This is a genomic window from Kitasatospora sp. NPDC024654, from assembly GCF_055559155.1.
This window is the reverse complement of record NZ_JBVHLF010000107.1, coordinates 1-19,322: the sequence shown is the minus strand read 5'-3', so window position 1 is coordinate 19,322 and position 19,322 is coordinate 1. Positions and strand designations below refer to the sequence as shown.

The 19,322-nt window shown below is 69.4% G+C and carries 17 protein-coding genes and 1 pseudogene; 10 read left to right on the top strand and 8 right to left on the bottom strand.

The annotated features are described in order from the left end of the window. Window positions 1-317: 317 nt before the first annotated feature. Window positions 318-623, top strand: a pseudogene (locus ACZ38L_RS34420) (IS21 family transposase); the annotation flags it as partial. A 151-nt stretch (window positions 624-774) separates the two neighbouring features. Here ACZ38L_RS34420 and ACZ38L_RS34415 read toward each other — a convergent pair. Continuing rightward, on the bottom strand, window positions 775-930 hold the full coding sequence (locus ACZ38L_RS34415) for a hypothetical protein (protein ID WP_465701019.1): 156 nt from the start codon (window positions 928-930) through the stop codon (window positions 775-777). 65 nt (window positions 931-995) lie between these two features. Between ACZ38L_RS34415 and ACZ38L_RS34410 the strand changes: the two genes are divergently transcribed. Next, window positions 996-3,143: an ATP-binding protein gene (locus ACZ38L_RS34410; RefSeq protein WP_465701017.1), complete on the top strand. Its 2,148-nt coding sequence runs from the start codon at window positions 996-998 to the stop codon at window positions 3,141-3,143. 10 nt (window positions 3,144-3,153) lie between these two features. Here ACZ38L_RS34410 and ACZ38L_RS34405 read toward each other — a convergent pair whose 3' ends face one another. From ACZ38L_RS34405 to ACZ38L_RS34390, 4 genes are all read right to left on the bottom strand, one after another. Next, a complete protein-coding gene (locus ACZ38L_RS34405; RefSeq protein ID WP_465701015.1) occupies window positions 3,154-3,558 on the bottom strand; it encodes a hypothetical protein in 405 nt (134 codons plus the stop codon). Between the two features lie 247 nt (window positions 3,559-3,805). After that, entirely contained in the window at window positions 3,806-6,685 is a 2,880-nt protein-coding gene (locus ACZ38L_RS34400) for an NACHT domain-containing protein (protein WP_465701013.1), read from the bottom strand. A gap of 725 nt (window positions 6,686-7,410) precedes the next feature. After that, window positions 7,411-7,632, bottom strand: coding sequence for a DUF397 domain-containing protein (locus ACZ38L_RS34395; protein WP_465701011.1), 222 nt, complete (start codon window positions 7,630-7,632; stop codon window positions 7,411-7,413). Continuing rightward, window positions 7,629-8,498 (bottom strand): helix-turn-helix domain-containing protein, encoded by an 870-nt coding sequence (locus tag ACZ38L_RS34390; protein ID WP_465701009.1) that lies wholly within the window; start codon window positions 8,496-8,498, stop codon window positions 7,629-7,631. Before ACZ38L_RS34390 ends, ACZ38L_RS34395 begins: the two co-directional genes overlap by 4 nt. 200 nt (window positions 8,499-8,698) lie before the next feature. On the opposite strand from ACZ38L_RS34390, the gene ACZ38L_RS34385 reads away from it, so the two are divergent. The 6 genes from ACZ38L_RS34385 (at window position 8,699) to ACZ38L_RS34360 (ending at window position 15,584) form a co-directional block, all read left to right on the top strand. Then, on the top strand, window positions 8,699-9,505 hold the full coding sequence (locus ACZ38L_RS34385) for an ATP-binding protein (RefSeq protein ID WP_465701007.1): 807 nt from the start codon (window positions 8,699-8,701) through the stop codon (window positions 9,503-9,505). A gap of 113 nt (window positions 9,506-9,618) precedes the next feature. Then, the gene (locus tag ACZ38L_RS34380) at window positions 9,619-10,524 is read left to right on the top strand and encodes a radical SAM/SPASM domain-containing protein (RefSeq protein ID WP_465701004.1); all 906 of its coding nucleotides are present in this window, start codon (window positions 9,619-9,621) and stop codon (window positions 10,522-10,524) included. Further along, window positions 10,521-11,564 (top strand): mevalonate kinase family protein, encoded by a 1,044-nt coding sequence (locus tag ACZ38L_RS34375; protein ID WP_465701002.1) that lies wholly within the window; start codon window positions 10,521-10,523, stop codon window positions 11,562-11,564. The genes ACZ38L_RS34380 and ACZ38L_RS34375 overlap by 4 nt, the downstream gene beginning before the upstream one ends. Window positions 11,565-11,643: 79 nt before the next feature. Beyond that, window positions 11,644-12,993: a phosphomannomutase/phosphoglucomutase gene (locus ACZ38L_RS34370; protein WP_465701000.1), complete on the top strand. Its 1,350-nt coding sequence runs from the start codon at window positions 11,644-11,646 to the stop codon at window positions 12,991-12,993. A 562-nt stretch (window positions 12,994-13,555) separates the two neighbouring features. After that, window positions 13,556-14,518 (top strand): RHS repeat-associated core domain-containing protein, encoded by a 963-nt coding sequence (locus ACZ38L_RS34365; protein ID WP_465700998.1) that lies wholly within the window; start codon window positions 13,556-13,558, stop codon window positions 14,516-14,518. A gap of 379 nt (window positions 14,519-14,897) precedes the next feature. Continuing rightward, on the top strand, window positions 14,898-15,584 hold the full coding sequence (locus tag ACZ38L_RS34360) for a hypothetical protein (RefSeq protein ID WP_465700996.1): 687 nt from the start codon (window positions 14,898-14,900) through the stop codon (window positions 15,582-15,584). On the opposite strand, the gene ACZ38L_RS34355 is transcribed toward ACZ38L_RS34360, so the two are convergent. From ACZ38L_RS34355 to ACZ38L_RS34345, 3 genes are all read right to left on the bottom strand, one after another. Further along, a complete protein-coding gene (locus ACZ38L_RS34355; RefSeq protein ID WP_465700994.1) occupies window positions 15,566-16,207 on the bottom strand; it encodes a zeta toxin family protein in 642 nt (213 codons plus the stop codon). The two genes, ACZ38L_RS34360 and ACZ38L_RS34355, sit on opposite strands and share 19 nt — an antisense overlap. Before the next feature lie 83 nt (window positions 16,208-16,290). After that, entirely contained in the window at window positions 16,291-16,683 is a 393-nt protein-coding gene (locus tag ACZ38L_RS34350) for a PIN domain-containing protein (RefSeq protein WP_465700992.1), read from the bottom strand. Beyond that, window positions 16,680-16,970 (bottom strand): hypothetical protein, encoded by a 291-nt coding sequence (locus ACZ38L_RS34345; protein ID WP_465700989.1) that lies wholly within the window; start codon window positions 16,968-16,970, stop codon window positions 16,680-16,682. The genes ACZ38L_RS34350 and ACZ38L_RS34345 overlap by 4 nt, the downstream gene beginning before the upstream one ends. A gap of 286 nt (window positions 16,971-17,256) precedes the next feature. Here ACZ38L_RS34345 and ACZ38L_RS34340 point away from each other — a divergent pair, with 286 nt between their 5' ends. Both ACZ38L_RS34340 and ACZ38L_RS34335 read left to right on the top strand, forming a co-directional pair. Further along, window positions 17,257-18,297 carry an SCO2583/SCO2584 N-terminal domain-containing protein gene (locus ACZ38L_RS34340; protein WP_465700987.1) on the top strand — a complete coding sequence of 347 codons (1,041 nt, stop codon included), beginning with the start codon at window positions 17,257-17,259 and terminating at the stop codon, window positions 18,295-18,297. A 133-nt stretch (window positions 18,298-18,430) separates the two neighbouring features. After that, window positions 18,431-19,150, top strand: coding sequence for an IS6 family transposase (locus tag ACZ38L_RS34335; RefSeq protein ID WP_465700985.1), 720 nt, complete (start codon window positions 18,431-18,433; stop codon window positions 19,148-19,150). The last annotated feature ends 172 nt before the right edge of the window (window positions 19,151-19,322 follow it).

Genomic DNA, 19,322 nt, shown 5'->3' with positions numbered 1-19,322 from the left:
GCAAGCACCCCAACGCGGGCTGGAAGGAACTCCGCCGCCGCTACTGTGACGGCGGATGGTGGCCGCGCGACGGAGAAGTCGTCTTGTTCAACCCGGGCTCGGTAGCCACCACGCGCTACCGCCCGCGAGGCACGACGATCCCCTCCCCGTGGCCCAGCACAGTTTGAGGAAAGCAACAGTCCAACGGGACTTGTGGAGAGCCGGATGCGGGGCCAACTCGCACGTCCGGTTCGGGAGGGCGGCGCGGAGAAACGGGCCGGGAGCAATCCCGGAACCGCGCTCCGCGTCGACCCCACCGACTGCACCGGGCCGAGCAGATGCCGATCCGGGCGATCGCCCGGCACCTGGGCATCTCGAAGAACACGGTGAAGCGGGCGCTGGCCAGCAACCGGCCGCCGGTCTATCAGCGCCCGCTGAAGGGCTCGGCCGTGGACACGTTCGAACCCGCCATCCGCGAGTTGCTCAAGCAGACCCCGACGATGCCCGCCACGGTGATCGCCGAGCGGATCGGCTGGAACCGCGGGCTGACCATCCTCAAGGAGCGCGTGCGCGAGCTGCGGCCGGCCTACCTGCCCGCCGACCCGGTCTCCCGGACGGTCTACCAGCCGGGCGAGCTCGCACAGCGTTCGGTCCGAGGTCGATGGACTCCGAGACGACCTTCGCGACCGCGCTCTGGACGCCCTCGACTAGTCAGATACACACTGCCAAGATGCTGGACCCGTCCCAGCGGGCCGCCTGCCCGACGCTGGCCCGGTGAGCACCGACGTCGCGGCATCAGGGGAAGTCCACCAGGACGGTGTGGCCCACCAATTGAAGGGGAGCAGCGCGGTGTCGTGGAGGGACGCGGTACAGCCGGCGTTGAGGATGCTGCTGCAGCCGGACGAGCACCCCGATCCGCACCTGGAGCTGCTGCGGCTGGGAGCGGAACATGAGGACATCGAGGCTTGGACCGTCGTGGTGACGCTGGTTCTGGACGGCGCGTTGGTGACCGGCACTTGTTCGTCATCGCCGGCACCGCCGGCGCCGGCAAGACCTCGCTCGCGCTGCGCTGGGCGCACCGGGCCCGGGACCGCTTCCCGGATGGACAGCTCTACGTCAACCTGCGCGGCTACGACCCGGGGCAGCCGGTCACCGCCCAGGAGGCGCTGCACCGGTTCCTGATCTCCCTCGGCGTCGACGCCCAGTCCGTCCCGCAGGACCTGGATGCGGCGGCCGCGCTCTACCGCTCCCTGCTGGCCGAGCGCCGCGTCCTGGTGGTCCTGGACAACGCCGCCACGGTGAGCCAGGTCCGTCCCCTGCTGCCCGGCAGCGCCGGCTGCCTGGTCGTCGTCACCAGCCGCAGCCGCCTGTCCGGCCTCGCGGTGCGCGACGGCGCCCGCCGACTGACCCTGGGCATACTGCCCGAACCGGAAGCGGTCGCCCTGCTGCGCGCCGTCACCGACGGCCACCGATCACAGGACGACCCGGACAAGCTCACCGAGCTCGCCCGGCTCTGCGCCCAACTGCCACTGGCCCTGCGCATCGCCGCCGAGCGCGCCGCCAGCTTCCCTCACATGGGACTGGACGACCTGATCGCCGACCTGCGGGACGAGTCAGCCCTATGGGACGCGTTGAGCGTGGGAGACGACGAGGACGCCGACGCCGTCCGCACGGTGTTCGCCTGGTCCTACCGGGCCCTGCCCGACCAGGTCGCCCGCCTCTTCCGCCTCCTGGGCCTGCACCCCGGCCCCGAATTCGGACTCCACGCCGCGGCTGCCCTCGCCCAACTGACCATCAGCCGCACCCGCCAACTCCTCGACTCCCTGGTCGGCGCCCACCTCGTCGAACAGACTGCACCAGACCGCTACCAGTTCCACGACCTGCTGCGCGCCTACGCCACCGACCAGGCCCAGCACGAGGAATCACCCACGGAGCGGCAGGCCGCGCTGCGCCGGGTGTTGGACTGGTACTTGCACACCGCCGACGCCGCCCAGCAGTGGATCAGCCCGGCCGAAGCCCGCCTGCCGCTCACCCCGCCGGCGGACGGTGTGCAGCCGCTGGCCTTCGCCGACTACAACGCGGCCGTGGACTGGGCCGAGCGTGACCGCGCCAACCTCCTGCAGGCCGTTCGAACCGCTGCCGCGGCCGGCGACGACCAGCTGACGTGGCAACTGGCCGCCGTGCTCTTCAGCGCGCAAGCTCCCTCAACCCCGGGCGTGGACTGGCTCTCCGTGGGCCACATCGGCCTGGCGGCAGCAGACCGGTTGGGCGACAACACCGCGCGCGCCTTACTGCTCACCGATCTCGGCATGGGGTACACCCGGATCAACTCCCTTGACGAGAGTCTGGAGTACCACCGCAAAGCGCTGGCGATCTGGCGCGACCTGGGGGACCGGCTCAGCGAGGCGCACTCGCTCAACCTGCTCGGCCTGGTCCAGCTGCGCAGCCGGCAACTGAGTGAGGCCGCAGAGCACTTCGAGGAGGCCATCGCCGCCTTCCACCTGCAGGGCGCCATGCACTGGAAGGCCACCACGCTCTCCAACCTCGCCAGTGCTCACTACCGCGCCGGACGCTTGCCCCAGGCCATGGCAACCATCGAGCAGGCGCTGACGGCACACCGCTCGTTGAACAACCAGCGAGGCGAAGGAAACGCCCTGCGTATCCTGAGCGACCTGCAACGCGAACAAGGGGTCCTGGACAAAGCCCTCGCGTCGGCTCACGACGCATTGGAGATCGCGCTGGGCCTGCGCGACCACCGGCTGGAGGGGTTCTGGCTCATCACTCTTGGCGACGCCCAGCAGGCCAACGGTCAGTTCGCCGACGCGCTGGAGTCGTATCAGCGCGCTGCCGTGCTCCATCGTCGCCTCGGTGACCGCAGCCGGGAAGCGTTGGCCTGGCACGGCGTGGGCGAGACGTACCGCCGGCTCGACCGACCCGCGGACGCGGCCAGTTTCCACCGCCAGGCCGCTGCCGTTCAGCACGAACTCGGCGACGCCTGGAACGAGGCCTTGGCCCTCGACGGCCTGGGCACATCCGTGCTCGGCGAGGATCCGGAGGCCGCTCGGTGGCACTGGGCAGAGGCGCTGAGCCTTCTCGCCGACTACGACGACCCGCGAGCGGTGGCGATCCGCAACCGGATCGAACGCCAGCTGGAGACGGGCTGAGCCACGCCGCTCACCCCTGAGCGGGTGGCACTTCCTCTTGTGGCGCGGTCCCGCGCGGGGGTGCTGCGTGAGAGGTAAAGGTCAGTTCGGAGAAGTCCCGGCCCTGAACCACCGTGTGCTGGTGGCCGCCGCTGATGTGGTTGTGTACGTCACCGTCACCGGTGCGCACCAGCTTCGCCTGCTCGTGCCACTGCTGCAGTCCCGTACGGAAGTCCGCGTCCAGGGCGGCCCGTACCGCCAAGGCGGTGCTCAGCAACTGTCCTCGCGTTGGATCGGTCGGCGCCTGCTCCAGCGCCACCAGCTCGGCCACCCCGGAACTGACCGCCGGCGTTCCCGCATCGTCGGCGGTGGCCGCCGCGTGCCTGAATGGGCGGCGCACCAGCGCGCTCAACCCAGCCCAGGCCTGCTTGCCCATCTCACCGCCGGCACCACCCGCCAACGCTGCCAGCAGTCCCACCGAAACCGGATCCACCCTGCACCCCCACAGATACTGTCACCAGTGGCAGATACGGTACGGCAGTCGCCGCCTGCCTTCTACGCGGAGCGGAAGAAATACGGTGTACGACCTGAAGCTGCCGGTCGAGGACGACAAGCTCACTGTCGGGAGCTCGCCGACACCTACCGGGTCGAGCAGTTGGCGGCCGCCGAGGCATCCAGGGGCGTCAACCGCTCACGGGGCGCAGCGCGCTGGCTGTCGCGAGCTTGAGCAACTGCTGCGCCGTCGAGTAGGTGCCGGCGGCTGGGCGGACCGTGGCGGCCGGCTGGTACTCGACATCGAGCAGCACGTTCCCGCACAGCAGCAGGAGGCCCTCCCAGTGGGTGGCGTCCGCTGCGGAGGGCACCAGCTCGACCCACTCGTGGCGCCAGTCACAGGGCCGGGCGGCGGGGTCGACGTCCAGGTGGTTGACCAGGTCGTTCGTTGCCCAGGCGAAGTCCTGGACGGCGACGCCGGGGGCGCTGAGGTAAGAGGTGGAAGCCGCGGTCAGCGTGGCCAGCCCCAATCGTGAGCCGTTGGCCGCGTGCCAGCTGCACCATGTGATGCCCGTACCTTCGGTGTGTGGGTCGAACATGCCGCTGTCCGAGGGCGGGTCGAGGTCCCGAGTGGGGGTGCCGTCCAGGGCGGCGGTCAGGGCTGGTGCGTCCAGCAGTGAGCAGGCGGAGGGTGTCGGCAGATAGGGGCCTGACGGGCGTGCCATGCCGCCGATGGTGCCGGTCAGACTCGTGGCCGCCGCTGCCAGCACCGCGCCGGCCAGCAGTGGGGCCGGCCACCGGGCCGGCAGCCCGGAGAGCCAGGACGAGGCCCGGCCGGGAGACGCCCCGGGCCCGGCCAGGTGGTCGAGCAGCCGGGCGTGGCGGAAGCGGTACGCTCCCCCGGAAAGGCGCAGCACCCCGCGGTCCCTGGCGTCGTCGAGGAAGTCCAGGGTCCGCCACGGCAGCCGCCGGGTCGTGGCCAGCAGCACGCGTGCGACGGCGAAGCGGCCCCACGCCGAGGCGGTGAGGCCGTAGACGAAGGTGAGGGCGGCTGCGGCGCCGTTGGCGGCGGCCCAGACGGGCGCCCCGGTCCGGCCCGCGCCCGCGTGCTCCTGCCACGTGACCAAGAGCGGGATCGGCAGGAGGACCAGCGCCTCCAGGCACCAGCGGCGCGGTCCGGACACCGCCAGGTTGAAAGCGGTCGTCAGTGCCGAGGCGCGGTCGGTGCGCAGCAGCGCCCGCGGCGTGCCCGCGGTCACGTCGGTGGCGGCCGTCGGTGTCGCTCGCACCACGAAGACCACCGCGAGCACGAGCGCGAAGGGCACCGGGAAGCCCGCCGGATAGGGGTCCTGGGAGGTCGGCAGGTTGGTCAACCAGGCCATGCCCACCCCGGCCGCGCCTGCCACCGTGCGCGCCGCGATCCCCGGCAGACGCGGCCTGACGCTCAGCCGCACCGGTGTGGGATCCGCAAGGAGGACGTCCGTCAGGGCCACTGCCAGCGGAAGCGCGCCCGCCAGCGCCAGCGCGGCCCAGAACGGGCAGCCGATCCCCAGCCACCGCACCGTGCCGTGCAGCGGCAGTGCGGCGGTGAGCGCGACTGTCGCGGCGTAGACGAACACGACGGCACCGGCCGTCGCGGCGGCCGTCTGCCGCCGATACACCCGCCACCAGGCCAGCTCGCCACCGGGGGCACCGCCGCGGACAGCGTCTCCGGCAAGGCCGCGAAGCCATCTCTCAGCATCCTTCGCGCGCCAGCGAGGCGGCGGGCCCACGTCCAGCGGCGGGCTGTACGCGGCCGGGACGAGCCGTCCCATCAGGTGCGCCTCGATGCGCGCACGGGTGGGCAGGGTCGCCGCGTCCAGGAGTTCGGCCGGGTTCGCGTCCGCCGCGGCGTAGACCGACAGGGCCAGGCCCAGCATCAGCGGTGAGACCAGCACGGCGCGCAGCCGCTGCGCGTGCGCGCCGGTTCCGTCCCGCAGACACGCGATTACCCCCGACCACAGGCCGGAACCGTCCCGTTCCGTACGCCGGGTGCTCGTGCTCAGGCACTCGACCACCTCGGGAACCGACAGCGGGCGCAGTTCCACGGCCGGCGCAGCACGCAGCACGTCGGCCCCGTGTACCGCCCGCCGGTACTCCTCCGTACGGCTGGTCAGCACCAGGTGGCTGTGCTCGTCGACCCCTTCGTTGAGCGCAGTGAGTGCAGCCGACCGCTGCGGGCCGGGGATCTCGTCGAAGCCGTCCAGCACCAGCAGCAGCCGTTCGGGCCGAGCCACCTCGTCCGCCAGCGTGCTGCCCGCACTCGTTGGTGCCGCGAGTTCAGGGTGCTCAACGGTGAGCCGCTCGGCCACCCACCGCCACAGGCCCGTCTTCCGTGCGTCCCAGGACGCGACGGGCAGAAGCACCGGCAGCCGGCCGTGAGCGTCGCGCTGTTCCAGCAGACGCAGCGCCAGCCTCAGCGCGGCCACGCTTTTACCCGCCCCCGGCGCGCCGAGGACCACCAGTCGGCGGGACGGCACGCGGGCAAGGACCTGGTCGAGATCGGCCACGTCACCGTCGAGATCCAGCGGGGCATCGCCGCCCTGGCCGCGGATGTTGGCCCAGTGATCGAACAGACCGGGCTGCGCGGCCCGGCACATCACCGGCAGCAGCAGGCGGCCCTGCACGCGGCGCACCACCAGCTCCTCCCGCCACTGCCGCTTCTGTTCACGGGCCAGGCCCTCGATAGCGGCCTCGACCCGACCACGCAGCACGTTGTGGTGACGGCCGTGCGAGAGCAGCCGACGCTGCCGGGTCGCCGAGCCCAGCGCGTGCCCGGCCGCGACGGCAGCCAGTCCCACGATGACAAGCCACGCCGTACCGCTGCCGCGTGGCCGGGAGAGGCCCGCAATCATCGCGGCCACGCCCCCGCCGGCCAGGACGGCCACGGCGGTCCACCGCAGGGCGGCGGCCCGCGCCGATAACGGGGAGAGGTGGATCGGTATCCCGTAGAGGGTGATCCGGCCGATGGACCGAGCCTGAATCACGGTATGCGCGTCGCCGCTGAACGTGTTGTCCACGCGCTTGTTCACGCCTCGGCCCGGCCTCACGCCCCTGCCCTCCCCCTTGTGATCCCAGCCTCGGCACCGACTTCGCCGTGGTGGCCTTCACCGACGCTGACGGTACCTGAGCGCGGAACCCGGGCTCCACCGGTCCTGTCCTCCAGGGCCTGCGCGCCGCTCGAAGGGGTGGCCCATCTCTTCGAGCACCTGGTCGGCCACCACCGAGACAGGCAGCGGCAGGCAACGGCGGGGCCGGCCTCGCCGCAGCTGCCGCCCGCGCGGCTGCCAGCTCCTGGTCCTCGGCGATGCCGATCGCGGGTATGCCATGATTTGGACTGGCTGGATCGGCATTGGCCGGGATCTCCAACCCCTGGCCGCCGTCACAGCGGCCCTCTCCGCCACCCTGGCCGTGCTCCCGTCCATCAGCGCCCGACGTCAACGGGCACGCTAAGTGGTCGACTGCTATTGACATCAATCCCTGACCCGAGAGCCCCTTGGCCACTGCGCCAGGGCTCTTCAGCGGATCGGCTGGAACGGGCCAGGGCCAGCTGAGGGCCGGAGCCTGTTCCGCCGTGGACGAGTTGGCTGCTCGCGGCAGAGCTGCTGCACTGAGGTTGGGAGTGTTGGTGGCGGGCTCGCCGTGGGCGGGTGGGCCGGGGTGCGGCGCTCGGACGCAGGGTAGTTCTTTAATGCTTCGGCGGCTGTCTTCCCCCGTTATGGGCAGGGGAAGGCAGCCGCCGAAGCGTTCGTTGGGGTCAGAGTTCCCCGGCGAGGATGCCCTTCTTGGCGGCTTCCCACTCGGCGGCGGTGAAGCAGAGGGCGGGGCGGTTGGGGTTCTTGGAGTCGCGGACGGCCCGGCCTCCACCGGGTAGATCGGTGACCTCCACGCACTCGTTCTCGCCGGCGCTCGCTGAGGCCTTGCGCCAGGTGGCGCCGGAGAGGTCGTAGGCGTAGAGGTCGGCCTTCGGAGCGTTCACGTGCGGGTTCCTTCTTCCATTCGTGCGATCAGTGCGAGCGAGTCGTCTGTCGACAGGGCGGCTGCGACGATCCGCTCGAAGGCGCCGGCGTATGTCTTGACGCCGTCGGCGTCCTCAACGTAGGACGCGCCGAGCAGGTTCTCCAAGAGCACGACGTCAGGAACGGGGCCGGGGAAGCCGATCAGGGTGAATGCGCCTGCCCCGCCGGGGTGCGGGGTGGCGTTGAGGGGCATGATCTGGATGGTCACGTTGGGCATCTCGGCGACGTCGCGCAGGCGTTGGAGCTGTTCGCGCATGGTGGCCGGCCGTACTGCGAAGCGCTGGTGGAGTACGGCTTCGTGGATGACGGCCCACAGTTGTAGCGGGCGTTCGGGGCGGCTGAGGACGGCCTGGCGGGCGTGCCTGACCTCGGCGAGGGCGGTGACCTCTTCGGGGGTGCGGCTGGTGGCGTGGGCGGCGATGGTCTCGCGGGCGTAGGCGGCGGTCTGCAGCAGGCCGGGGACGAGGCCGGGTGCGTAGAAGCGGATGCTCTCGGCATCGGCTTCCAGCGAGATGTAGTCCGCGTAGGCGGGGGCCAGGACACCGCTGTAGGTCTGCCACCAGCCGCGCTTGCCCGCGTCCTTGGCCAGGCTCTCCAACGCGGTGAAGACGTCCGGGTCGCTGACGCCGTAGGTCTTGAGCAGTTCGGCGACCTCGGCAGGGCGGATCGACTGGGTGGCGTTCTCGATCTTCGACATCTTCGGGGCCTTCCACCCCATCCCTTCGGCCGCGTCGTCGAGCGTGAGGCCGGCCTTGTTGCGTAGGCGCCGCAGTGCCTTGCCGAGTTGGCGGCGCCGGACGGTTGGAGCCAGAGGCGAGTTCGACATGTGGGAAGTCTGGCACCGACCCGGCGTGCAAGACGAGGGTTCACTACCCCATCCTTCACCCGTCTGGGTAGAAACCTTGCGCCCATAGCGGGAAGGGGTCCATCCTCTGTGGAAAGGCGCTCACTGGCAGTCAACTTCTTTCTGCTCAGCGCTACTTGATCCGATGCTGCGCGGACACGAACCCGCAGATAGGAGGTGCCATGCTCACGGCGGAGGACCCGACGGTCGCTGAGGCCGGGTTCTATCTCCAGATCAGGCGCTCGGGGTTCACAGCGCACATGAGCGCCTGCCGGAAGAATCTGCGCCGGGTGCGGGAGCTGACGGACAAGACGCTGAGCGAGGCCGGGGTCGATCCCGGCCTCGTGGACAACGCCCAGTTGGTGGTGTCCGAGCTCGTGGGCAACTCGGTCCGGGCCTGCGGGGACTTCGTCCCGCTGGTGGTGGAGGCCGAGGCCGGCCCGCGGGGAGTGCAGGTCAACTGCCACGACCCCGAGCAGGATCGCCGACCCCGCCACTCGGGCATCGCCCCCGACGACGCCGAGGCGGAGAAGGGCCGGGGCCTGTTCCTGCTCGACTGCCTCGCCCCGGGCTGGCAGGTCACCCCGACACCGACCGGCAAGCAGATCCGCTGCTGCCTGCCCTACCCAGGAGGAACCGTGTCCGAGCCGAACCGGGGCGAGATGCCGTTCAGCATCGCCTTCAACGCCCAGAGCCGCCAGCTCATGGTGACCATGACCTATGGCCGGCCGCCCCGGCAGACCCTGCGGCGCAAGGCCCTGACCTCCCTGGAGGAGGTCGCCGCCGCCATCGCCGACCACAGCTGCGAGGCCCATCTCCAGGCGTCCTTGGCCCACGCCCTGGTGGACGCGGCCGTCCTGAAGCTCGGAGCGGACCCGGTCAGCCTGCGGGAAGCCGTCCGGGCCCTGTGCGACCCGGATAACACCGTCCCCGTCGGCGACCTCCTGCGCGGAGTCTCGACGCTCGGGCCGACCCCCGGCACGTGCTGACCCGCCCGCGCCAGCACCAGCCCGGGGCCCGGCCCGGTCGCACCGCAGGTGCCCCGCAGCCGGCCCGGTGGGCCCCACCAACCAGCACGATCAGCACACTTGGGAGGACAACTGTGACCGAACGGAACGTCCCGATTGGCGCGTTACCGCCGCTGGTACCGCTGCCGGCCCGGCCCGCGCCGCTGGCCCGCGTGAAGTACGTGGAGGTGGAGACCTCCAAGTACTGCAACCGGACCTGCACGTGGTGCCCCAACGGGCACACCGACGCCCGCCGGAGCCAGGAGTTGATGGACTGGCGGGTCTTCACGAAGATCACCGCCGAACTCGGGGCGGCCGGTTTCGCCGGGTTCTTCGCCTTCCACAACTACAACGAGCCGCTGGCCAACCCCCGCTTGGCCAAGGAGATCGCCCGGGTGCTGACCGACGTCCCCGGCGCGAAGCCCGCGATCTACACCAACGGCGACCTGCTCGACCGCAACGTGCTGGAGCTGATGGCCAAGGACGGCGTGCGGTACGTGCGCGTCACCCGTTACCCGCACCGGGCCACCACCCTGCCGACCTTCGACGACCTGCGGCACTACCTGGGGCTGAAGAAGCTCCTGGACATCCGGTTCGACTGGCAGTTCTGCGAGGTCCGCCAGGGCCTGGCCGCGACCTGGACCGACCCCGACAGCGGGATGAAGGTCGAGATCATCCGGCCTGCGATCGACACCTACAACGACCGGGGCGGAACGGCGGTGGTCCTCAAGGTCGGCTCCTACCGCACGGCGCCGTGCCAGATGACGGCGACCTCCATCAGTGTGACCTACCGGGGCGAGTTGAAGATGTGCTGCAACGTCGTCCCGGAGGGCTCCCAGCACCAGGAGTACGTGGTCGGCAACGTGCGGGACGCGAGCCTGGCCGAGCTGTTCACCAGTGGCGTGATGGCCGAGTGGCGCGCGCGGCACGCAGGCGCGGACTGGACCGCCTCCCCGGCGTGCCGTACCTGCGTCCAGGCCCTGCCGGAGACCCGCCGGTGACCGCCCCGACCACCTCCCAGGCGGTGACGGCCTCCGCCCCGGGAAGACTGTGCCTGGCCGGCGAGTCTCTGGACTGGATGACCGGCGGCTCCTCGGTGGTCGCCGCGGTGCCGCTTCGCACCCGCGTGACCGCCTGGCGTGCGCCGGGCGGCCACACCCTGGCCCTGGCCTCCGGCGCGCCCCTGCACCGCACCCGTCTGTTGCCCGCGCAGAGAGCCGCCGAGCGCCACTACGACGGCGACGTCCTGGACCATCTGCAGGCCGCCGCCTGGGTCACCCTGCACGACGCGAGCCGCATCGCTGGGACCGTGCTGACCGCCACCACCGACCTGCCGGTCTCGGCCGGGCTGTCCTCCAGCGCCGCCCTCACCCTGGCCGCCGTCGCCGCCCTGCACGGCCTCAACGGGGCAGCCCTGGACCTGAGCACGGCCTGCGGCCTCGCCCGCCAGGCCGAGACCGGCGAACTCGGCTCCGGGGCCGGCTGGATGGACTTCCTGGCGTGTGCGCACGGCGGCGTCAACCGCGTGGACGCCGGCCAGGTGCCCACGGCCCGGCGCCTGGCCCCCACCCTGGGCATCCCGGTCATCCTCATCGACACCCAGCAGCGACGCACCACCAAGGCGGTGCTGGCCTCCAAGCGCGACCGCTACCGGTCGGGCGAGAGGGACATGCTCGTCTATGCCCGCGAAGCGCCCCTGCTGGTCGACGCCCTCACCAACGCGCTCACCGCCCCAGCCGTGGACTACCGCGAGGTCGGCCGCCTCGTCAGCGCCTACCACGGCCTGCTGCGGGACAAGGTCCACTGCTCGACCGGACTGATCGACATGTGCGCCGAACGGGCGTGCGCGGCGGGCGCGTTCGGCGCCAAGCTCAGCGGCTCCGGCCACGGCGGCTGCCTGTTCGCACTGGTCCCCGACGACGCCGTGACGGCCGTCCTGCGATCCCTCGCGGACCTTCCCGTCCACGCGCTCGCGCTCCCCGCCGGCGAGCCCAACGGCCTTTCCACCAACGGGCCCACGGCCCGCCTGAACCTCACATGATCGCATGTGTGGCCGACCGGACACGGTCGGTAACCTCTCTGTCCAAGGCCCCGCAAGCCGCAACCCCGGAAGGCAGGTCATGCCCGACTACTCCCGCCTCGTGAAGGCCTACGACATCCGCGGCGAGGTCCCCTCGCAGCTGAACCCCTACCTCGCCACCAAGGTCGGCGCGCTGTTCATCCGCCTCACCGGGGCGGACCGGATCGTCATCGCCCAGGACATGCGCTCCACCTCCCCCGCGCTGGCCGAGGCCTTCGCCACCGGGGCCACCAGCGCCGGGGCCGACGTCATCGACGCCGGACTCGGCTCCACCGACTACCTGTACTACTGCTCGGGCAGCCTGGACCTGCCCGGCGTGATGATCACCGCCAGCCACAACCCCGCCCGGGACAACGGCATCAAGCTCTGCCGAGCCGGCGCCGCCCCCATCGGCGAGGACACCGGCCTGGCCCAGATCCGCACCTGGCTGGAGAACGACGACATCCCCGCCCCGGCCGCCACTCCCGGCGCCGTTACTTGCCGCGAGATGCTCACCGACTACGCGGCCCACCTGAACCGGCTGGTCGACCTGTCGGGCATCCGCCGCCTCAAGGTCGTCGCCGACGCCGGCAACGGCATGGCCGGACACACGGTCCCCGCGGTCTTCTCCGGCCTGCCGATCGAGCTGGTGCCGCTCTACTTCGAACTGGACGGCACCTTCCCCAACCACGAGGCCAACCCCCTGGAGCCCAAGAACCTCCTCGACCTCCAGGCCCTGGTCAAGAAGTCCGGCGCGGACATCGGCCTGGCCTTCGACGGAGACGCCGACCGCTGCTTCTTCATCGACGAGACCGGCGAGGCCGTCTCCCCCTCCGCCATCGTCGGCCTGGTCGCCACCCGCGAACTCGCCAAGGATCCCGGATCGGCGATCATCCACAACGTCATCACGAGCGCCGCTGCCGTGGAGATCATCCGCGAGCACGGCGGCACGCCCGTGCGCTCCCGCGTCGGTCACTCCTACATGAAGGCCCTGATGGCCGAGCACAACGCGGTCTTCGGCGGCGAGCACTCCGGCCACTACTACTTCCGCGACTTCTGGCGGGCCGACACCGGCATGCTCACCGCCCTGCACGTCCTGGCCGCCCTCGGCGAACAGGACCGCCCCCTGTCCGACCTGGTCGCCGACTACTCCCGCTACATCGCCTCCGGCGAGATCAACTCCGAGGTCGCCGACGTCGCCGGCACCCTCAACGAGGTCGAGACCGCCTACCGCCACTTCGACCACGTCACCACCGACCGCCTGGACGGCCTCACCGTCGACCTCGGCGACGGCCGCTGGTTCAACCTCCGCCCCTCCAACACCGAACCCCTGCTGCGGCTCAACGTCGAAGCCCCCGACGAACCGTCCATGGCCGCCCTGCGAGACGAGGTCCTCGCCCTCATCCGCTGACACGCTGAAGACCGTGGGGCCCCCGGGGGCCCCACGCACATGTCCTCGTCCTGAGTTGTGTGGCCCGTCGGCGGTCGCGGTGGGCTTCCCCTGCGAGGGTGTCATGTTCGGGTGGCGGGATGGGAAGCCGTCACCCTCCCCAGCCCGCCGCGACGCCGGTTGAGCCGGCCCGCCCAGACGCCGAGAGGTCCGTTGATCTGCGCGATTCTCGGTGTGCACTCCCGAAATCGATGTGGTGCTCAGTTATACCGCCGGGTGTAAGGCAGAGATCACGACACTCCCGTGAAAGTGGATCAAGCACAGCAGGGTCCCGGACCGATCATGGTCCGGGACCCTGCTGTGCTCATTGGCACCTGGCCGGGAGACAAGGGCTACATCGGCGGGGACAGCGACAGTGCTGACGGGCTGAGACGGTCGTGTCCCGCCGAGTGGTGTAGCCGATCTTGCCTCAAAGCTTCACAGGTGCGCAGCTGCCGGGAGACCGGACGGCGCCCTCGGACTGAAGCCCACAGGCTGACGCCTTGTCAGCCCAGACGGGGTTCCCGAAGCCGGGATTCCGGTCGTGAACTGCGCTTTTGCCGCCTTGATCGGCTACACCACTCGGTGGGACACCATCCTTGAGACGCTAGGGGTTCGTGTTTATGACCCGGCTTCAGGTCGTTTCCTCAGCAATGATCCACTTTTTGAGTCTGACGACCCAACGCAGATCAACGGATATGACTACGCAGGAAATGATCCGGTCACAGGGGCGGACCCTTCGGGCGAGATACGCGACCCGGACCTGGGTGGCCGAATTCTGAGCGACGGTGACTACGCGTCAGACGAAGAACTCATAGCCAGCTCGGCCCACGATGGAACCCAATACAAGGATGTCTCCTGGAAGAAGGGGCGTTTTGAGGAGATTCTCAAGCGCGACATGAATCCTGATGGGACTTGGGACTGTTGGCGCTGCGGTTACAGATTTTCAGACAGGCGCGACGTACAGGCCGGGCATCGTAATTATGCTCGCAAAAGGGGTGGAAATCTCCGCGATGAGAATTTGTGCATCGAAGGTTGGGCGTGCAATAGCAGCGCTCAAGACCGAGGACGCCCCTCGCCCGGGATGTCCTGTCGGGAGCGTTACGCATGCGGTAGTCCCAATCCGCCGTCTGCTCGCAGATTGAATCGGAACAGGGATTGGTTGGAGCGACAAGCGCGAAGGGCGGGGCGTGACTCGGACGCAGGAGAAATCAGCATTCGCGGAGCCTTGGGCGGGGTCGCAGTGATTGCCTCTGTGGGCTTGGCGATCAGAGATGTCGAACAAGCGCCAAGGGGACAGAAAGTGCAAACCGCAGTGAATGATGCGGCAGGTCTGGCCGGCGGCCTAGCTGGTGCTGCCTATGGGGCCGAAACAGGGGCGGCTATCGGCTCGTTCGTGCCCGGCATCGCTACCGCTGTCGGAGGATTTGTCGGCGGTGTCGTGGGTGGCATAATCGGCAGCGGGATTGCGACGTCCGTTGCAAGACGAATAGAAGACTGGTTCTAGAAATATGGCAGCAGCCAGTCGGCTTGCGGTGATCTGCTAAAAGACTGCTGATGTTCAGAAAGTTCATGACTGGTTGAATAATCAACCAGTCATGAACTTTTTCATATCTAGGATGAGTAAGTCTGAATGTTTGGCGGCCGCAAGGCTGGAGCCAGGCGTAAGCAGATCCCGCACAGAGCCTTCTCAGCGGCCTCGGCAGGCTACACTCGGAGCGCCAGGTGCGACCGGTGCGCTGGGCGAACTGACGTTGGGGCAGGGGGGCAAGACTTGGGGACTGCACTGCCTCTTACTGCACCCTCTGCCGAGGAGTTCCACTCCAATTGATGGCCAGCCGACTGGCCCTTCCGTGCAATACGCCATGCCTATGCGGGGAGCAGATGTGAGAAAAAGCGTCACCATGGTTGATGTGGCCAGGGTCCTTCCAGATGCAAACAGGCTCAAGGCGACATGCATCGCGCTTGCCGCACTGGATATCATTGTCAGTCCATCTGGCGAATCTTTCCGGGAAAGCTCCTTTGAGCGAGAATGGGGGGCAGGGATTGATGCTGCAGTGATGGACAATAGAGGGGGTGACGGATACTTCATCGCCTTCTGTCGGGCCGGAGTAGTGGCCCTGGGATTTGATCACGAGTCCTGCATGAGCCCGCACTCCTTCCATCCACTACAGGTCTGGCCGGGAGTTATTGATCAAATCCCGGAAGATTTTTTGCCAGTCCTGGCTGGCTTGCCAGATTTCATGGATGACACGGTTCCTCTTGTGACGGCATGTTCCTGGATTTCCGCTGGTAGCGACTCCTGGTGCACTGGTGAGATCGACTTCCCTCAATCCGATGAAGTCAGCCCCGATGGTTCGGCGTGGCTATTCGACTTCCTTGTGCATCCCACGGCGAGTGCTTATGGTGAGCGCCTTGGATTGAAGGGTGAAACTGATGCGATCGATGCGATTGACAGCGTCCTGAACTTCACGCCGCTGAATCAGTCTATTTTGACGATGGTGAACCCGGAATGTGACTTGGAGTCCGTGCGCCAGGATATCGAAAATATTGGCTACCCGGTGGGTCTGTAATAGGTCAGTACCGTGATCGCGCTATGCCAGACCGTCCCGCAGAGGCTGGACGGGCGAATCCGGACAAACACCATGCCGCACCACGAGGATCTTGTCGGCCAGGTGCCCGGCTTCCACCGCGGCGAGCGTCTTGGGCAGTGTGGCGGCGCAGGCGTCGTGGTTGTCCCAGGCGACGTAGCGGGCCCGCCCTCAAGGGCCAGGCGCAGGTAGCGGTTCAGGACGCCGAGCTGGCTGAGGGCTTCGGGCACGGCCAGGGCCACGAGCTCGATGTGGTAGCGCGCCCGCCGGTACGCGGCGATCTCCTCCAGGAACTCCTCGGGCCGGCCCAGCGGCGCCTCGACCACCGCGTCGAACCGGCCGGCTCGCAGCTGCTCCTCCGCCTGGGCCTGCCACCCGTAGGTGTCCGTGCGCACCCGCACCCCGGCGGTGCGCACGTCCTCGGCGAGGTAGCGCCGGTAACGGGGGTGGACGGCCTTGTACAGGTCGCGGTCCACCCGCACCGCCCCACGCCGCCTGGCGAGGGCGGCGTGCACCAGGTCCACGACACGGGTCTTGCCGCTGCCGGCCTGCCCGAGTACGAGCACCGCCACCGGCTGCTCCTGTGCCACGGCTCCGTGCAGCACGGCGGGCAGGACCTCCTCGGCGAAGATGCGCCCGCTCTCGCTGGGGTCGAGCTCGTCGTCCCCTACACTCTCGCCACCTGCACCTACGGCTCCAGGCGGGGGTCGTCGATGTCGACGGTGGCGATCCCGGGCGGATACAGCTCCGGACGGGCCGTCAGAATCAGGTGCTGCAGCGGACGCATCGGGGTGGGCAGGCTGGTTGCGATGGTGTGGGCCAGATCCTGGCCGCCGTACCCGTCGCGGACCATGGTCGCCACCACCACCGAGGTCGTCGCGTCCAAGGGCTCGAACTCAAGCGAGGGCAGCGCCAGGACCGCGTGTGCGGTGCCCTCGTCCTTGATCTCGGCCTCGACCAGGCACAGCACCGGAACCAGCAGATGCTGGAACGGGCTGCGCAGAGCGGCGTCCACGATCCGGTGCAGGCGCGGGTGGCCATCAGCCAGCGCGGCCAGGGCGCTGGAATCCAGGATGATCACGCGCTGCGCCGGGGGGCGAGCTTGGCGCGCGCGTCGGTGGCGGCGATGTCATAGACCCGCTGCAGCAGGTTCGGGCCCTCGTCCAGGTCCGTGTCGGTGAGGGTCATCCCGAAGTGCTCCCGCAGCAGCCGGCGGCCCTCGGCGACGCGCTCGGCGATCTGCTCCGGGGTGGGCTGCTGCTCCACCAGCAGGGCCACCTGGGCGCCGATCGTGGTGCCGCGGGCCGCCGCGAGGGCGGCCAGCCGGTCACGCGTATCAGGGGAAACCTTGATCGTTGTATCAGCCATACCGTGATCGTACACCGGTGGTATACCAGTGGTGTACCAGCTTGCCCGGGTCTGTGGATCCTGGTGCCAGTGGCCAGCGCGATTGGATCTGATCAACATTTCATTTCGGGATGACCGAGCATGACGGTCACAGGGTGAGTAGTACGCGGCGCCGGAGGAGTTCACCACGGTCATCGTCGCTCCCCTATTCGTCGTCGCCACCTGATCACGCCGCACCCGCCACGGCGCACAGGAACCAGGGCACCTCGCTGGTCAGAGCGTCAGGGCGGCCCGGCATACTGACGCGGTGCCGATAGCCGAAGACCCTGACCCGCGCCCCTCCGACGAGCCGGAGCCGACAGCCGCGGACCCGTTCGACGTGCTCGTCCTGGACGAGGACTTCGTTCGCGGCGCCGACGTCAAGGAACCGGCGGCACGCACTCGGATACTCGCGGCGCGCTGGCGGCTGGAGCCGCCGGTGGATCCGGGCGGCCGCCGCTGGTCACTCGATGCCCCCGGCCCGACCCGCTCGCGTACGAAGCGGGCCGGGCTCGCGTCCAAGCTCGGTTCAGGGGTGCTGATCGCGGTCGCTGTCGCCGCCACGGTCGTGGCCATCGGCATTGGGCCAGGCAGCGGCCTGCTCTCCCTCGGCGACTCACCGCAGGACGTCCTGCCCTCGCGTGCGCCGGGCTCACCGCGTCCGTCGACGGACGTCGCGCTGAGCGGCGGCGGGACCTCCGACGGCAGCAAGTGCGGCATTCGGGGATTCCACCACTTCGCCCAGACGGCTACCTCCGCGCCCGCCGGCCCCGCCGCCATCGCCTTCGCCGATGGGCGGTCCGACACCCCGCCGCCGGGACCGCAACTCGCCCTCGGCTCCTACGGGTTCTCCCAGGGCTCGCCCGGGGATCACGGGCACTTCACCATCGATCTCCTGCTCGGACCGGGCGCGAGTCGGTCGCTGGACCTGTCCCCGCCGCTGGGGCCGCAAGGCGTGGCCGTGGAGATCGAGGGCCCCGACGGGCTGGTCGGCGGCGCGTACGACCTGCCGGTCAAGCTCGGCGACGGCACGGCGCGCACCCCGCAGGGCAAGATCAGCATCGGATCGCAGGACGGCGCAACCGCCGAGGTGACGCTCCCCGCCCAGGCGCTCTGCCCGGGCATCGACGCCCTCGCCGTCCAGCAGCGCCTCAGCCCGCCGATCGACTCGACGAACACCATCACCGGCCCGGCGCCCTACACGCTCACCGTCTCCCTCGCCGACCCGGCGGTCGGCGCGCTCCGACGCGCGACGGGGTCACCAATCCAGGGCGACGTACTGAGCGCCACCAACCAGCTCCCTCAGTAGCGGAGTTGGACCGACCGGACTTCCATACACAGCGTGGACGCCCGCCGCGCTGATGAGCGGACCCGGGGGTGCTGTCACATTGACCGATGAGTGAGATGATCTTCGGGTTGGTCTGGCCGGGGAGTGGTCTGTCGTGGAGAGCGTGTCGCCGTCGTACAGGGGCCACCGGTACCCGGTGGAGATCATCTCCCATGCGGTGTGGCTGTACTTTCGCTTCCCGCTGAGCTTCCGCGAGGTCGAGGAGCTGATGCTCCAGCGCGGTGTCATCGTCTCCTACGAGACGATCCGCCGCTGGTGCCTGAAGTTCGGCCAGACGTACGCCGACGGGCTGCGCCGGCGCCGGCCGCGGGCCGGTGACAAGTGGCATCTCGACGAGGTCTTCGTGAAGATCAACGGGGTGCGGCACTACCTGTGGCGCGCCGTCGACCAGCACGGGGACGTACTGGACATCCCGGTCCAGTCCCGGCGGGACGCGAAGGCCGCCAAGCGCTTCATGTCCAAGTTGATGAAGAAACAGCGTCGGGTACCGAGGGTACTGGTCACCGACAAGCTCCGCTCCTACGGCGTCGCCCACCGCGAGCTCATGGCCTCGGTCGAGCACCGCGCGCACAAGGGCCTGAACAACCGGGCTGAGAACTCCCACCAACCCACCAGGCAGCGCGAGCGCGCCATGAAGTACTTCCGCTCACCCGGCGCCGCCCAACGGTTCCTGTCCGCGTTCAGCGGCATCTCACCCCACTTCCGACCCCGACGCCACTTGCTGACCTCCGCTCAGCACCGCCTCGAGATGACCCTCCGCTTCACCATCTGGGACCACGTCACCGCGGCCATCGGCATACCCACCGCAGCCTGACCCAGACACCCGGACCGCAACCCACCGCACCCTGGCACACTCTCAGCCGGACACACACGCATCAACGTGACAGCGTCCCTGCTCGTCCTCGGGGACGTGCAGGCTGGTGCCGTCCACCGCCACCGTGCGCAGGCCCCGGTAGTGCACGCCTGGCCGACCCCGCCCTCCGACG